This is a genomic window from Streptomyces sp. NBC_00440 (genome assembly GCF_036014215.1).
Lineage (GTDB): Bacteria > Actinomycetota > Actinomycetes > Streptomycetales > Streptomycetaceae > Streptomyces.
The window spans coordinates 511,064-526,223 of record NZ_CP107921.1 but is presented as its reverse complement, the minus strand read 5'-3'; the positions used below and the strand labels follow the sequence as shown (position 1 = coordinate 526,223).

Annotated in this window: 12 protein-coding genes; 7 read left to right on the top strand and 5 right to left on the bottom strand. The window is 72.0% G+C overall.

The annotated features are described in order from the left end of the window. Window positions 1–173 precede the first annotated feature (173 nt). Window positions 174–2,567, top strand: a complete 2,394-nt coding sequence (locus OHB13_RS02350) for a hypothetical protein (protein ID WP_328375209.1) — start codon at window positions 174–176, stop codon at window positions 2,565–2,567. On the opposite strand, the gene OHB13_RS02345 is transcribed toward OHB13_RS02350, so the two are convergent. The 3 genes from OHB13_RS02345 to OHB13_RS02335 form a co-directional block, all read right to left on the bottom strand. Continuing rightward, entirely contained in the window at window positions 2,527–4,980 is a 2,454-nt protein-coding gene (locus OHB13_RS02345; RefSeq protein ID WP_328375207.1) for a right-handed parallel beta-helix repeat-containing protein, read from the bottom strand. The two genes, OHB13_RS02350 and OHB13_RS02345, sit on opposite strands and share 41 nt — an antisense overlap. A gap of 89 nt (window positions 4,981–5,069) precedes the next feature. Next, a complete protein-coding gene (locus tag OHB13_RS02340) occupies window positions 5,070–5,678 on the bottom strand; it encodes an Rv1733c family protein (RefSeq protein WP_328375206.1) in 609 nt (202 codons plus the stop codon). Between the two features lie 491 nt (window positions 5,679–6,169). Beyond that, the gene (locus OHB13_RS02335) at window positions 6,170–6,613 is read right to left on the bottom strand and encodes a DUF6643 family protein (protein ID WP_266859793.1); all 444 of its coding nucleotides are present in this window, start codon (window positions 6,611–6,613) and stop codon (window positions 6,170–6,172) included. Window positions 6,614–6,896: 283 nt separating this feature from the next. Between OHB13_RS02335 and OHB13_RS02330 the strand changes: the two genes are divergently transcribed. Further along, window positions 6,897–8,186: a TerD family protein gene (locus tag OHB13_RS02330; protein WP_328375203.1), complete on the top strand. Its 1,290-nt coding sequence runs from the start codon at window positions 6,897–6,899 to the stop codon at window positions 8,184–8,186. A gap of 51 nt (window positions 8,187–8,237) precedes the next feature. Here the strand turns inward: OHB13_RS02330 and OHB13_RS02325 are convergent, their stop codons facing one another. Continuing rightward, window positions 8,238–9,476, bottom strand: a complete 1,239-nt coding sequence (locus OHB13_RS02325) for a glycosyltransferase (RefSeq protein WP_328375201.1) — start codon at window positions 9,474–9,476, stop codon at window positions 8,238–8,240. A 58-nt stretch (window positions 9,477–9,534) separates the two neighbouring features. On the opposite strand from OHB13_RS02325, the gene OHB13_RS02320 reads away from it, so the two are divergent. The 5 genes from OHB13_RS02320 to OHB13_RS02300 all read left to right on the top strand — a co-directional run bounded on the left by OHB13_RS02320 (window position 9,535) and on the right by OHB13_RS02300 (window position 13,965). Beyond that, window positions 9,535–10,320 carry a glutamate racemase gene (locus OHB13_RS02320; protein WP_328375199.1) on the top strand — a complete coding sequence of 262 codons (786 nt, stop codon included), beginning with the start codon at window positions 9,535–9,537 and terminating at the stop codon, window positions 10,318–10,320. 59 nt (window positions 10,321–10,379) lie between these two features. After that, window positions 10,380–10,901: a hypothetical protein gene (locus tag OHB13_RS02315; protein WP_266859801.1), complete on the top strand. Its 522-nt coding sequence runs from the start codon at window positions 10,380–10,382 to the stop codon at window positions 10,899–10,901. Window positions 10,902–11,019: 118 nt separating this feature from the next. Then, the gene (gene lnt / locus OHB13_RS02310) at window positions 11,020–12,621 is read left to right on the top strand and encodes an apolipoprotein N-acyltransferase (RefSeq protein WP_266859803.1); all 1,602 of its coding nucleotides are present in this window, start codon (window positions 11,020–11,022) and stop codon (window positions 12,619–12,621) included. 34 nt (window positions 12,622–12,655) lie between these two features. After that, window positions 12,656–13,150, top strand: a complete 495-nt coding sequence (locus OHB13_RS02305; protein ID WP_266859805.1) for an NUDIX hydrolase — start codon at window positions 12,656–12,658, stop codon at window positions 13,148–13,150. Window positions 13,151–13,161: 11 nt separating this feature from the next. Next, entirely contained in the window at window positions 13,162–13,965 is an 804-nt protein-coding gene (locus OHB13_RS02300) for a 3-hydroxybutyrate dehydrogenase (RefSeq protein ID WP_328375195.1), read from the top strand. Window positions 13,966–13,988: 23 nt separating this feature from the next. On the opposite strand, the gene OHB13_RS02295 is transcribed toward OHB13_RS02300, so the two are convergent. Beyond that, window positions 13,989–15,026 (bottom strand): beta-ketoacyl-ACP synthase III, encoded by a 1,038-nt coding sequence (locus OHB13_RS02295; RefSeq protein WP_328375193.1) that lies wholly within the window; start codon window positions 15,024–15,026, stop codon window positions 13,989–13,991. Between the last annotated feature and the right edge of the window lie 134 nt (window positions 15,027–15,160).

Genomic DNA, 15,160 nt, shown 5'->3' with positions numbered 1-15,160 from the left:
CCCCTGGCCACCGGGGGATCCCTCATCCTCGCACGCAGAGTTCCCCGCCGCGCCACTGGTTGCCGGTCCTCTTCCGGGGGGAGATTCAGTGAGAGCCGTGCGGCGGGCCGCAGCCGTCCAGGATTCTGGACACACACCGCCGACCGTCCCCTCCACGAGAGCGAGCCACCGCAGTGTCCCCACCCCCGTCGCCCGCCGAGAGCGGTGCCCCCACCCTCGAACTCCTCGTTCACGGCGTCGGCGGAGCCACCCCGCAGGGGATGCTCGGTGACGCGCGCACCGTCCGGATCACCGGCGACGAGACCGCGGCCGTCTACCGCCGCGCCGCCGACCTCCACGCCGAGGCGCACCCGCAGGACGCCAGGGACCGGCCGGTCCCGGAGGCGTACGTCTGGTCCAACCTCACCTCCGGCAACAGCGCCCGCGCCCTGTGGCTGCTGTTGCTCCCCTTCATGGTCGTCAATCTCGCCCACTGGATGCTGCCGTCCGGCCGCGGTGGGGGCCGGGCAGTGCGGGTGTACGGCGTGCTGGTGCGGCTCGTCGCGCTCAGCCTCACCGTGCTGCTGGTCGCGGCGGCCTGCGAAGTGGCACTCGATCTGACGGCCTGGCAGTGCGCCGGATCGTCCGGCTGCTCCGACGGCAAGTCCTGGCTCGGATTCCTGGCCGCCGACCACGGCGGCTGGTGGGCGCAGCCCGGCCGGAGGCTGGCCGTGGCAGCTCTCGTCCCCTCGGCTCTGACGGCGCTGCTCTGGTACCTCTCCAACCGCACCTGGAGCGCGTACGAGTCCCAGCAGCCGCTGGGCGACGACGCGCGTGCGGCGGATGCCGGAGACCCCGCGGAAGGCGACGGACAGGGCGGCGCGGGGGCCGACCCCCGGCCGGCGCTCGGCAGGCCCGGGTTCTGGTACGGGCGCAGGCTCGTGGCCCGGCTCCGCGCGGCGCACACCGCCGCCGGATTCCTGACCGTCGCCGCAGCGCTCACCGTCGCGGCCGCCGCCTTCGACCGCCGCTCGTCGGGGACACTCCTGGAGGCCATCGGCTGGCTCCTGGAAGCAACAATCCTCGTGTCGGCCGCAGTTGTGGTCTGGGTGGTCTGCCGCAGAGGCCGTACCGAGACCCGGCTCGACGAGGAGCTCGACCGGGCCGTCGTCACCCTGCTGCCCGGCGGCGCGCTGACCCTGCTCGGACTCTCCGCCCTCTACGCAGCCTGGTCGCGGCCCGGCTGGCGGTCGAGCGGCACCCTTCCGGGCGACCGCAGCTTCGGCATCCTGACCCTCGCCCAACTCGCCCTCGTCGTCGTGCTGGCCGCTGTCGCCATGGCGATGTACCGCCGGGCTCCCCACATCCGTACCGCACTGCGCGGACTCGCCGGCCCCGCGGTCGCCCTGCTCGCCTGCGCGCTCGGCGGCGTGATGACCGGTGGCGTCGCCCAGCGCGTGGCCGACTGGCTCGACGGGCCGGGTACGCCCGGGATGGGCAGCAAGAGCTCCATCGCGGGACCACCGGTGCTGCTCAGCTGGCAGGCGTCCGTCATCCCGGTGCTGCTGCTCCTGCTGCTGCTCCCGGTCGCCTACTACGCCCTGCGCACCCTGCGCAGGGAACGCCGTATCGCAGCGACCCTCATGACGGACTACCCGCACGAGAGGCCGGACACGGTGCGCACCCGGCAGATCGCCGGGGTCCGCGCCCGCGCCCAGCTCACCGACGCCGCACCGCCGTTCGTCGGTATCGTCTCGGCGGCCACCCTGCTGCTCGGAGGGGGCGCGCTGATCGGCTCCTGGCTCAGCGACCAGGTGCCGGGCCGGGCGGCCGACGCGGCGCCCTCCGTCATCGCGTCCGCCACCGACGCCGCGCAGGCGGCAGGGTCCTGGCTGGTGGGCCTCGGCTTCATACTGTTCGTCACCCTGGGCAGGCGCGCGTACCGCGACGCGTCGGCCCGGCGAAGCGTCGGCATCCTCTGGGACGTGGGCACCTTCTGGCCGCGCGCCGCGCACCCCTTCGCGCCGCCCTGTTACGCCGAGCGCGCGGTCCCCGACCTGACCTGGCGCATGTTCACCTGGACCGACCGCACCGGCGGCAGGCTGGTCATCTCGGGTCACTCACAGGGCAGTGTGCTGGCCGCGGCCGCCGTCTGGCAGCTGCCCGCCCGTACCCGCCGCAGGGTCGCGCTGCTCACCTACGGCTCACCGCTGGAGCGGCTGTACGGGCGGTGGTTCCCGGCGTACTTCGGGCCCGACTGCCTGGACGGGCTGCACCTGGAAGTGCCCTGCTGGCGCAATCTGTGGCGGGCCACGGACCCCATCGGGGGCTGGGTGCTGCGCGACGGGGACGTCGACCGGGGGCCGCTGCTCGATCCGGCCGCCTACGGCAGAACCCGCGAACACCCGCTGCCGGACCCGATCCTGGGCCACTCCGACTACCAGGCCGACCCGGCGTTCGCCGAGGAGCGCGCGGCACTGCTGGACCGGCTGGCGACGAAACTGCCACGCCAGGCCGGTCCGTCCGGAGAGGCTGATTCCGGTCAGGTCACGGCAGTTCCGGCAGATCCTCCGGGAACAGCAGACTGAGATCGTCGGTCGACATCTCGGAGAACTGGGCCACCCGGCCCGCGTGCCGCTCCACCATGGACTCGAACGTCTGCCGGGCGGTCCTGCCGTTGCCGAAGGCGGGGCCCTTGGGCAGCACCGTGAAGTACTTCAGCAGGGCTTCCGGCGCGCCGTCACCGAGCCGGTACTCGTGCTCGTCCGCCTGCTGCTCGACGATCCGCAGCAGCTCGTCGGGCGCGTAGTCGCCGAAGGTGATGGTCCGTGAGAAACGGGACGCGACACCGGGGTTGACGCCCAGGAAGCGCTCCATCTCCGCGGTGTAGCCGGCGACGATCACCACCACCGCGTCCCGGTGGTCCTCCATCAGCTTGACCAGCGTGTCGATGGCTTCCTTGCCGAAGTCCCGCCCCGAATCCTCGGGGGAGAGCGCATACGCCTCATCGATGAAGAGCACCCCGCCCCTGGCCCGGTCGAACGCCTCCTGAGTGCGGATGGCCGTCGAGCCGATGTGCTCGCCCACCAGGTCGACCCGGGAGACCTCGACGAGATGCCCGCGCTCCAGCACTCCGAGGGAGGCGAGGATCTCGCCGTACAGCCGGGCCACCGTGGTCTTGCCCGTGCCGGGGGAGCCGGTGAACACCAGATGGCGCCGGGCCGAGGCTGCCTTGAGGCCCGCGGCGGCGCGCCGCCTGCCGATCTCGATCATGTCGGTGAGGGCGCGCACCTCGCGCTTGACGCTCTCCAGACCCACCAGGGTGTCGAGTTCACCCAGGACGTCCACCGAGGAGCGTATGGGCTCGTCCACGGGGGCGGGCGCGGCCGGCTGCGCGGGGGCCCCGGCCGGCCGCGGGCCGGGCAGTGTGCCGAGCAGACCCGCCGTCTGCGTCGCGGTCGCCACGGCGGGAGCGCCCACAGCAGGCGCCCCGTGCGGATCGGTCAGCAGGCCGCTCTCGTCGCTGGTGCAGTCCTCCACCACGGGGCCGCCCGCGCCGCCCTCACCCAGGGCGCCGTCGGCGAACTCGTAACCGCTGCGTGCGCACCGCTCGGTACGGCAGCGGGTCAAGGTGGTGCGGCAGCCGTCTATGACATGGAAGCCGTACCCGGCGCTGCCCGTCACCCGGCAGTTGTGGAACGTGCCGCGTCCCTCGGCCGAGACATAGAAGCCCGCCTCCGCGGGCGAGGTCACGGTGCACCGCTCGATCCTCGGGTCGGCGCCCTTGGTGACGATGACGCCGGTCTGCGCCGCGTCGATGGTGCAGCCGCTGAGCGTGCCGCCGCTGCCGTGGTCGCGGAACCAGGCGCCGGTGGACGCCTCCCGGATGCGGCAGTCGTCCAGCTGCGCGGTGGCGCCGTCGCTCACCGAGACCGCCGTGTTCCGCACCTGCGAGAGATCGCTGTCGACCACGTCGGCCCGTGAGCCGCGGTCCAGTACGAAGATCGCGTCCGGCACGTCGTGCACCCGGCAGGAGTCCAGCACCACCGTCGCCCCGTCGCTCACCCAGACGGCCGGGTAGTCGCCCGTACTGTCGTGGATCTCGCACTGGTTGGCATCCACCCGGGTGCCCGGATCCCAGACCGAAAGACCGTTGCGCCCGAAGCGCCGGACGGTCGAGCGCGTCAGCGTGAGCACCGAACGGGACCGGAGGTCGACCGCGTTCTCCGGGATGTCATGGATGTCGCAGTCCGACAGTGTCAGTACCGCGTCCGTGTCGAGCGTGACGCCGTCGGCCGATGTGCGGTGGACGGTGCAGTCGGTGAGATGGGCCGACGCGCGCGCGGCGACCTGCACACCGGTGCCCTTGACCTCGTAGATCTCGCAGCCGAAGGCCTCAAGGCCGCTGCCGTCGCCGGAGACGCTCAGTCCGGCGCCCGACGCGTGGTGGACCCGGCAGCCCTCGATCCTGGGGTGCGCACCGCCGTGCACCGAGATGCCCGACTGGCCGGCCGCGACCACCTCGCACTCCTCGAACACCCCGCCCGCGCCGTCCAGTACACCGATTCCGACGCCCGCCGGATTGTCGACCGTGCAGCGGCGCACGGTCGGCCGGGCCGCCCCGCGCACCTCGATGCCGACGGCCGAGCGGGTGACGATCCGCAGCCCCAGCAGCTCGGGGGTGCCCTCCTCGACGAGCAGCGCGGGCGCGGACGAGTCCTGCCCCTCGACCTGGAGGTCCTGGACGACCGCGGACGCCCGCACGGTGAGCGGGATGCCGTCGGCGGGCGCGATCCGCACCGAGCCGACCGCGCCGTCGGCGCCGCGCAGCGTGATCGCGTGCTGGACGACGAGATTCTCGCGGTACGTGCCGGGAGCGACCGTGAGGATGTCACCGTCGCCTGCGGCCTCCAGGGCTGCGGCGAGGGAGACGTACTCGCCTGTGCGGCGCCGCCACCTCGATGTTCCGGTGTACGTCACCTGGACCGTGCCCTGTGCCATGGCGCTGTTGTGCCCCCACCTCGTGTGCCCGACGGATGTGGCCCCACCGTAGCGCGCGCGGGAGGCGGGAGTTGACGCGAGAGCCGGTCTCAGCTGCCTGTGCCCGTGCGTCCCCAGTCAGGACCGGCTTTGCTCCAAGCGCGGTCGAGTCTCACATACCGCCGCTGCACCAGACGCCATACGACGAGACGCCGTCCGACCACGATGAGCCCCGCCGTGCCGGCGGCCGCCCCGAACCCCGCGAGCACCGCGCGGGCCCGCACCGTGCGGGGCTTCATGGGGCTGTTGACGAAGTGTCCGCGGTCGTCGGTCCAGATGCGCAAGCGGACGCCTGGCCGGCTGTCGCTCTTGAACGTGGAGAGTGCCCCGCGGTGTCTGCTCCCGTCCACACCGGTCCAGACGACGGCGGCCCGGCCACGCGGCACGGCGTCCGAGATCCCGTCGGGGTTGGCGGCCATCACCGACCGGTCGGGCAGCGCACGCACGACAGTGGCGGTCGTCGCGTGCCGGTGCCGGCGCTGGGCCCGGGCGGTGTCCTGGAGGGCGCTGCCGGTGAGAGAGCCGCAGAGCCATCCCGCGAGCGGCGCCGCGACCGCGATGAGCAGCAGCGCGACGAGCGTCACCCATGCTTCGGCGAGATCCGTCCCACGGCGCAGGGGATTGTGACGCCAGCGCCACACCCCGGCTGCTGCTCGCACCGTCCCGCACCCCCTTCCGCTTCCGTCCTGACCTCACTGGCACGGACTGCCCACGACGGGACGCAGCGAGATCAATCTCACTCCGTACAACGAGCGTGCCGTATCTGTGAGTTCCCTGGGAAACGGTCTCATCCGAGGATGTGCACAGGATCACCGACGTGCGGGACGCCGGTCGTCCCGGGGACGAGATTCTGGCCGGACAGCAGGTCATTGTCCACGCGGCGGTGCCGGGCCAGGGCACGCGGTGGCTGCCAACGCCGGCCGTGGATACCGGCGTTGGGTGACGGTGTTGCGTGACGGTCTTCCCGTTCTCGTCCCCGGGTATCCACCGCCGGTCTCCGGCCGCCTCCCAGGGTTCGACCGCGGTCGAACCCGACGCACACCCCCGTGAAGGACGTGGCCGGATGGATGTGGAACCTGTGCAGAACTGCGGGAACCGGTTGCGACACGGCAGTCGACCTGCCACCGGTCCTGATGTGCCGGAAGGGCCGTCAGTATCCGCGGCCCTGGTAGGGGCGGTTGTACGGATCCTCGTACGGCGAGGGCGCGGGCCGCTGGGCCGCGGGACGCATCGCCTCGTAACCGGCGCCGCCGACGGGCCGCTGCGGCTGTTGCTGCGGTCCCGGGTACCCGCGCGGCGCCGTGGCCTGCTGCGGAATGTACGGCGCCGGCGCGTGCTGCATCGGCGCGGGCTGTCCCATGGGCTGCGGATAGCCGTAGGACGGCGCCTGCTGCGAAGGACCGGCCGGCAGCGCGGGAAGCGCCGACGGCAGTGCCGGCAGGTAGCTGTTTCCGGTGTCGTAAGCCGAAGGGACTCTGATCGGAGCGATCTGAGGGGTGCCCCGCTCTGCGACAAGAGAATCGTAGATAGGGGTGTCCGGGAAGGACGGCGCGGAGTAGTAACCGCCACCGTAGGTCGCACGGGGGGACGTCATGGCACATAAGTAAAGCCCACGATGTGCTGATTGGGGAGCCCGATAAGAGGGTTGTTTTGCGCGTTCCGGGTGACTGTGGATCCCCAATGCGAGCGAACTTGCCAAAAACGGTCGTCAGGCCCGACGCTGATCGGGTAGAGGCCTGCTCGCGGGCCGGTTACCGACGGGTTGCCGTCAGATGGCGCAACGATCTTCCCGTGCTCGTCGGGCGCGCTCACCGGTGGCTGGGATTAGGTTGGCCGTACGGAAATCTACGGCTTCACGACGCCAGTTGGGGGCGAGCATGTCAATGCTTAAGGGAACCAATGTTCCGGTGTCGGCTCAGGCCGTGCGGGTCGAATTGGGATGGCGGCCGGGTCCGGGGGTGCCGGATGTCGATGCCTCGGCGCTGTTGCTGGCATCGGGAAAGGTCCGTACGGACGCCGACTTCGTCTTTTACAACCAGCCGCAGCACGCGTCGGGTGCGGTCCGCCACGAGGGCAAGACGACCACACCGGGCACCGCGACCGACACGCTCTCGGTCGACCTCTCGCTGGTGGAGCCCGCCATCGAACGGGTGGTCCTCGCGGCCTCCGCCGACGGGGGCAGTTTCGGACGGGTGCCCGGACTGTACATCCGGGTGCTCGACGCGGCGGACGGTACGGAGATCGCCAGGTTCGACAGCCAGGACGCGACAGTGGAGACGGCCTTCCTCCTCGGCGAGCTCTACCGGCGGCAGGGCGCCTGGAAGTTCCGTGCGGTCGGGCAGGGGTACGGCAGCGGCCTCGAAGGGCTGGCCACGGACTTCGGGATCAGCGTGGACGACGGACGCAAGCCCGCCCCGCAGAGCCCGGCCGCCCCACCGGCACCGCCGGCCCCACCCGCGGCACCGCAGACCGCTCCCGCCCCGCCCGGCGCTCCCGTCCCCCCGCCGCCCGCCGCGCCGCCCGCCCCGGTACGGCTGAGCAAGGTCACCCTGACGAAGGAGGCGCCGGCCGTCTCCCTCACGAAGCAGGGCGGGACATCGGGGGCCATGCGGGTCAACCTCAACTGGGTGACCCGCCAGCAGCCCAAGGGCTGGGCGGCCAAGCTCGGCAAGGCCGTCGCCGGGAACTCCGGTGTCGACCTCGATCTCTGCGCGCTCTACGAGCTGACCGACGGCCGCAAGGGTGTCGTACAGGCCCTGGGCAACGCGTTCGGATCGCTGAGCCGGCCGCCGTACGTGCATCTCGACGGCGACGACCGCACCGGCTCGGTCTCGGCCGGGGAGAACCTCACCATCAACCTCGACCAGAAGAACAACATCAGACGGATCCTCATCTTCGTGACGATCTACGAAGGGGCGAAGAGCTTCGCCGATCTGCACGCGACGGTCACGCTCCAGCCGCAGAACGGCGCGGCCGTCGACTTCTCGCTCGACGAATGCACCGTGCCCTCCACGGTCTGCGCGCTGGCGCTCATCACCAACAACGCCGGGGACCTCGTCGTCCAGCGCGAGGCCCGCTACCTGGTGCCCGACCGCGGCGTCAGCCCGCAGCGCACCATCGACCAGGCGTACGGCTGGGGCATGAACTGGACGCCCGGCAGGAAGTGAGCACCCCGGGCCCGCCCCGGAACGACCGTCGCGGAGCCCGGGGAACGGCGCTCAGAGGTCCTGCGCCGCTCCGGGCGGGAGGCCGGGCCCGGTCCCGGCGTCCGCGGCGCCGGCTGCACCCGGTCCTGGCTCCGGTTCCGGCTTGGAATAGGTCCGCCCCTTCCAGGCGGCGCCGCGCCCGCGGTAGTGCTGCACCGCCGAGTCGACCGTCATCAGCAGATACAGCAGCGCCGTGAACGGCAGGGCCGGGGCGAGCAGGGGCGACTGGCGGTAGTAGCGCAGCATCGGCAGATAGCTGCCCGCCATCACCAGCCAGGCGAGCCCGCCCGCCCACGCGGCGGGGGCATCACGCCACAGCAGACCGGCAACCAGCGTGAGCGGCGGCGCGAGATAGATCAGCGCGAGGCCGAGCACCGTGCCGGTGAGCAGCAGGAGGCTGTGCCGGAGCTGGGCGTACGCGCTGCGCGAGACCATCCGCCACAGGTCACCGAGCCCCGGATAGGGGCGCACGCTGTCCACCCGCTCGGCGAGCCCCAGCCAGATGCGGCCGCCACTGCGCTGCACCGCGCGGGCCAGCGACACGTCGTCGATCACCGCCTGTCTGATGGACTCGGGGACACCGGCCCGCTCCGCCGCATCGGCCCGCAGCAGCACGCAGCCCCCGGCGGCGGCCGCTGTACGGGCCCCCGGCCGGTTGATCCAGCGGAACGGGTACAGCTGGGCGAAGAAGTACACGAACGCGGGCACGACCTGCCGCTCCCAGAAACTCGCGACGCGCAGCCGCGCCATCTGGGACACCAGATCGAGCCCGGCCGAACTCGCGGCGGCCACCAACTCGCGCAGGCTGTCCGGCTCATGGGCGATGTCGGCGTCCGTCAGCAGCAGATATTCGGGCTGCCGCGCACGCGCGATCCCGATCCCGTACCGCAGCGCCCACAGCTTCCCCGTCCAGCCGGGCTCCGGCTCACCGGGGGAGACGACGGTCAGCGGGAGGCCGCCGTGGCGTGCCGACAGCCGTGCGGCCAGCTCTCCGGTGCCGTCGGAGCTCCCGTCGTCGACCAGGAAGATCTCGGCTTCGCCGGGATAGTCCTGGGCCAGCAGCGAGGGAAGGCTCAGCGGCAGGACCCCGGCCTCGTCCCTGGCCGGCACGATCACCGCCACGGACGGCCAGACGGCAGGGGCGGCGCGCGGTGGCAGGCGCTGGTCCGTCCGCCAGAAGAACCCCTGGCCCAGCAGCAGCCACATCCACACGGCCAGCGAACACACGGCGATCCAGGCAATGGCGCTCATCCGCCGAAGTCTGCCCCACCGGGGCGGGCCAGGACGAGCCGTCGACTAGGGTGACCGGGTGAAGATCGCGCTCATGGACTCCGGAATCGGCCTGCTCGCGGCCGCCGCCGCGGTACGCCGTCAGCACCCCGACGCCGATCTGGTGCTGTCCAGCGACCCCGGCAGCATGCCGTGGGGCCCGCAGACGCCCGAGAACATCACCGCCCTCGCCATGGCGGTGGCGCGCGCGGCCGCCGCTCACCGGCCGGACGCACTGATCGTCGCCTGCAACACCGCGAGTGTGCACGCCCTGCAGGCCATCCGCGCCGCGCTCGAACCGGACATCCCGGTCATCGGTACGGTGCCCGCCATCAAGCCGGCCGCCGCCGACGGCGGATCCGTCGCGATCTGGGCGACCCCGGCGACCACCGGCAGCGACTACCAGCGCGCGCTGATCCGTGAGTTCGCCACCGGCGCCGACGTCACCGAGGTGCCCTGTCCCGGCCTCGCCGACGCCGTCGAGCACGCCGACGAGGCGGCGATCGACGCGGCCGTGGCCGCGGCAGCGGCGCTCACCCCGTCCGGCGTAAGGGCCGTCGTCCTTGGCTGCACCCATTACGAACTGGTCGGTGAGCGGATCGCCGACGCCGTCCGGCAGCACGGCAGCCCGGCCGCCGAGCTGTACGGCTCGGCCGGGGCCGTGGCCGCCCAGGCCCTGCGCCGCATCGGGGCCGGGTCCGCATCCGACAGCCCTCCCGGCTCCCGGCTGACGGTGCTCCTCGGCGGTCGCGAGGGACCGCTTCCCACCGCCGCACTGACCTACGCGGAAGGGCGTCTGCTCCAGGCCGTCAGCCCCGCTCACTGAGCGCCGCTCCCTCCGCCGGACCACCGCCGCCCTCGCGGAAGGTGAGTAGGCTGCTACGCATGAGGGACCACACCGAGCCCGGCTCCCGGGTCTGGACCGGCCATGCGACCAACCGTGTGCAGTGGCTGCTCTCGTTCGCCGGGGCCGCGTGCCTGGCGCTCGGGATCGAACTTGCTGTGGACTCCACCTGGACCGCGGACAGCGTGCCGCTGCTGATGGCCGTGATCGGCTGTGTGCTGGCCGGCCTGATGATGCTCTACGGCACGCTCGCCTTCGTGCATGTCTCGGTGAAGGTCGACGACCAGTCCTTCGAAGTTCGCTGCGGCTACATCGGTCTGCCGCGCCGCCGCATCCTGCTCGACCATGTGGTGGGCGCCGACTTCGATCCGGCCGTGACCCCGCGCCAGTGGGGCGGCTGGGGATACCGGTGGCGACCCGAGAAGGGGACGGCCGTGGTGGTGCGCCGCGGAGAGGGCCTGGTCCTCACCCTGGGGGACGGCCGGAGTTTCACCGTCACGGTCGACGACGCGGAGGCGGCCGTCCGGGTCATCCGCGACCGGCTGCGGCTCTCGCCGGGCTGACCGGCCGCCGCCGGACGCCGGGCACCGGGCACCGCTCCGGTCCGCCCGCGCCGCCCGCCGCCGCTGCCCGCGGGCCGCGCTTGCCCGACGCACAGCCCGCCACCGTAGACTCCGCCTGGTGAGCGCCCCCACCACACCCACGGCCGAGTCCGAGCGGCTCGCCCCGCAGCCCGCCGACGAGCCGCGCGGACGACGGCTGGCCCGCCGCCTCGTACGGCCCGCCGCCGCTGCCGCGTCCGGCCTGCTGCTGTACGCCAGCTTTCCGCCGCGGCCCTTGTGGTGGCTGGCCCCCGTCGCCTTCGCCGTACTGGGGCTCGCCCTGCACGGGCGCCGGGCCCGGACGGGACTCGGCCTCGGCTACCTCGCGGGCCTCGGGTACCTCCTGCCGCTCCTTGTCTGGACGGGCGTCGAGGTCGGACCAGGCCCCTGGCTGGGCCTGGCGGCGGTCGAAGCGCTCTTCATCGCTGTCGCGGGCGCGGGCATCGCGTACGTCTCCCGGCTGCCGCTCGGGCCGCTCTGGGCCGCCGCGGTGTGGATCGCCGTCGAAGCGGCCCGTGCCCGGGTGCCGTTCGGCGGGTTCCCCTGGGGGAAGGTGGCCTTCGGGCAGCCCGAGGGCGTCTTCCTGCCGCTGGCCGCCGTCGGAGGGACGCCGCTGCTCGGCTTCGCCGTCGTCCTCTGCGGCTTCGGCCTGGGTGAGCTGGTACGCCGCTGGGCCACTCTGCGGCACTTCGCGGACCGCCGGATCGTCACCGCCGCCGTCCTCGCCGTCGCGCCGGTCGCCGCCGGGTTCGCCGCGCTGCCGCTGGTCAGTACCAGCGCCCAGGACGGCACGGCCACGGTCGCCCTCATCCAGGGGGACGTGCCCCGGATGGGCCTCGACTTCGCCACCCAGCGCCGCGCGGTGCTCGACCACCATGTGAAGGAGACGCTGAAGCTGGCTGCCGAGGTGAAGGCGGGCCGGGCCAAGCAGCCGGATCTGGTGCTGTGGCCGGAGAACTCGTCGGACATCGACCCGTACCTCAACGCCGACGCGTACGACGAGATCGACGAGGCGGCCAAGGCGATCAAGGCGCCCATCTCGGTCGGTGCCGTCGTCACCCCGGACAACGGGGCGGGTTCGCCGCTCAACCAGCAGATCCTCTGGGACCCCAAGAAGGGCCCCGTCGACACGTACAACAAGCGCCAGCTCCAGCCGTTCGGCGAGTACATGCCCTACCGGTCGTTCTTCCGGCTCTTCAGCTCCGACGTGGATCTGGTCCGCAAGGACTTCGTGCCCGGGCACAAGGCGGCCGACTTCGACATGGCGGGCACCAGGGTGGGCCCTGTCACTTGTTACGAGGCCGCGTTCGACTGGGCCGTACGGGATCAGGTGAAGGCGGGGGCGCAGATCATCTCCGTACCGAGCAACAACGCCACCTTCGACCGCAGCGAGATGACCTACCAGCAGCTCGCGATGTCGCGGGTACGGGCCGTCGAGCACAGCAGGGCCGTGATGGTCCCCGTCACCACCGGGGTGAGCGCGGTCATCCGGCCGGACGGATCGGTCGCTCAGAAGACCAAGATGTTCACCGCCGACGCGCTGGTGGCCGATGTGCCGAAGCGCTCGTCGCAGACCCCGGCCACCCGGATGGGAACGCTTCCCGAGTGGCTGCTCGTCGCGCTCGGCGCGGGCGGCGTCGGCTGGGCGGCCGCCCGCTCGGTGCGGCGGCGCAAGGCGTGAGGGAGCCCGGCCGGGCGGCGGTTAGGGTCGGGGCATGGCTACTCCTGACTTCATCCGAGAGATCCGGGCCACCGCCGGCCACCAGCTGCTCCTGTTGCCCGGTGTGAGTGCCATCGTCTTCGACGACGAGGGGCGGGTGCTGCTCAACCGGCGCGCCGACACCGGCAAGTGGTCGATCATCGGCGGCATCCCGGAGCCGGGTGAGCAGCCCGCCGACACGGCCGTCCGGGAGGTCCACGAGGAGACGGCCGTACGGTGTGTGGTGGAGCGGGTGGTCCTCGTCCAGGCGCTCAAGAAGATCCAGTACCCGAACGGCGACCACTGCCAGTTCATGGACATCAGCCTGCTCTGCCGGGCGACCGGGGGAGTGCCCCGGGTCAATGACGACGAGTCCCTGGACGTCGGCTGGTTCGCCGTCGACGCTCTCCCGGAGCTGGCCGATTTCGCGCTGACACGGATCAAGCGGGCCCTCGCCGACGGCCCCACCTGGTTCGAACCGGCCACTTTCGCTCCCGGACCCGCTGTCTAGGCTGTGGCCCCATGACCATCCACACCGCTCCCGCGTCCGCGCCTGCCCCGCTCGGTCTCGATCTCGCGGGCCGTACCGCGCTCGTCACCGGGGCCGCGGGCGGCATCGGCGCCGCCTGTGCGCTCCGCCTCGCCGCCGCCGGTGCCTCGGTGCGGGCCGTCGACCGCGACGAGGCCGGGCTCGAAACGCTCGCCGGCCGGGCCACCGGGCTGCCCGGAGCCGTCGAGCCGTACGGGCTCGACCTGACCGATCTCGACGCCGCCGAGCGGGCCGCCGCCGGTACGGACGTCCTCGTCAACAACGCGGGCCTGCAACTGGTGCGGCCCATCGAGGACTTCCCGCCCGAGGTCTTCCACACCATCCTCACCGTGATGCTGGAAGCACCCTTCCGGCTGATCAGGGGCGCCCTCCCGCACATGTACGGACAGGGCTGGGGCCGGATCGTCAACCTCTCGTCCGTGCACGGGCTGCGGGCCTCCGCGTACAAGTCCGCGTACGTGTCGGCCAAGCACGGGCTCGAAGGGCTCTCCAAGACGGCAGCGCTCGAAGGTGCCCCGCACGGTGTGACGTCGAACTGCGTGAACCCCGGCTATGTGCGCACCCCGCTGGTCGAGCAGCAGATCGCCGACCAGGCCGCCACCCACGGGATCCCGCGTGAGCGGGTGGTCAGCGAGGTGATGCTGAAGGAATCAGCGCTCAAACGGCTTGTCGAGCCGGACGAGGTCGCCGAGGCCGTGGCTTATCTCTGCACACCTCAGGCCGCGTTCATCACCGGCACCTCACTCTCGCTCGACGGCGGATGGACCGCGCGTTAGCTGCCGGTTCCCGGAGCCGGTGCTCAGGCGAGAGCCTGAAGGCCGACCGGCCACAGCAGAGTGGTGGCCGCCCAGGTGAAGCCTGCTCCGAAAGAGGTCACGAGGACTCGTTGCCCGGCTTTCAGCTGCCCGTCGAGCGCGGAGTGGCTCAGTAGCAGGGGGACGGAGGCCGCAGAGGTGTTGCCGACGTGGGCGATGTTGGACGGAACACGCTCCGGCGGGATTCCCAGCTTGCCGGCCACGGCTGCGCTGATGCGTGCGTTCGCCTGGTGGACGATCAGTCTGTCGATGTCCTGGACGGCCCATCCCGCTGCCGTGGCTGATTCTTGAGTCACCTGGGCGATACGGCGCACCGCGTGACGGAACACTTCGTTGCCTTTCATGTGTACGTACTGATTTTTCAGGTCGCCGGTGGTGTGTGAGGGGCGGCGGGAGCCCCCGTCGGGGATGTGGATGGCGTCCGCGTGTTCGCCGTCGCTGCCCCATGCGGCCGGCCCCAGGGCTCCTGGTTCGTCGGCGCGTCCGGTGGTGAGTACGACTGCGCCTGCCCCGTCCCCGAAGATCGGCGCGGTGGACCGGTCGGCGGGGTCGATGACGGCCGACATCTTCTCCGCTCCGATGACCAGAACGGTGCCGGCGGTTCCCGCGTGGATGAGGCCCGCTGCGACGGTTGTTGCGTAGACGAATCCCGAGCAGCCGGCGCCGATGTCGAAGGCGGGGACCTGACGCAGGCCGAGTCGATGGGCCACCAGAGGCGCGGTGCCGGGCACGTGATGGTCCGGAGTGGCGGTGGCCAGGATGACGGCGTCGACGTGTTCGGCCTTCGCCGATTTCATCGCCCGTAGCCCTGCCTCTACCGCCAGATCACTGGTGGCCGTCGCTGGACCGGCGATGCGTCGCTCGGCAATGCCGATACGGGTGCGGATCCATTCGTCCGTGGTGTCCAAGCGTGACATCAAGTCGGCGTTGCTCACCTTGCGCTGCGGCAGGTAGGACCCCAGGCCGATCAGCCGTGCAATACGTTCCGGCGACGGTGCCGTGGTTCTGCGTGCGAAGATCAACGGATTCGTCTCTTCTGTGCTTGCTGGTTGGCGTCGCCGGAGGCGGAGGTACTGCCTTCGGGCCCGGATGGCCGGTCGCTCCGGTGGTCCCGCTCTCGCCGCTGTGCGGCCGCTGGTGTCCGCGGGCCACTGGC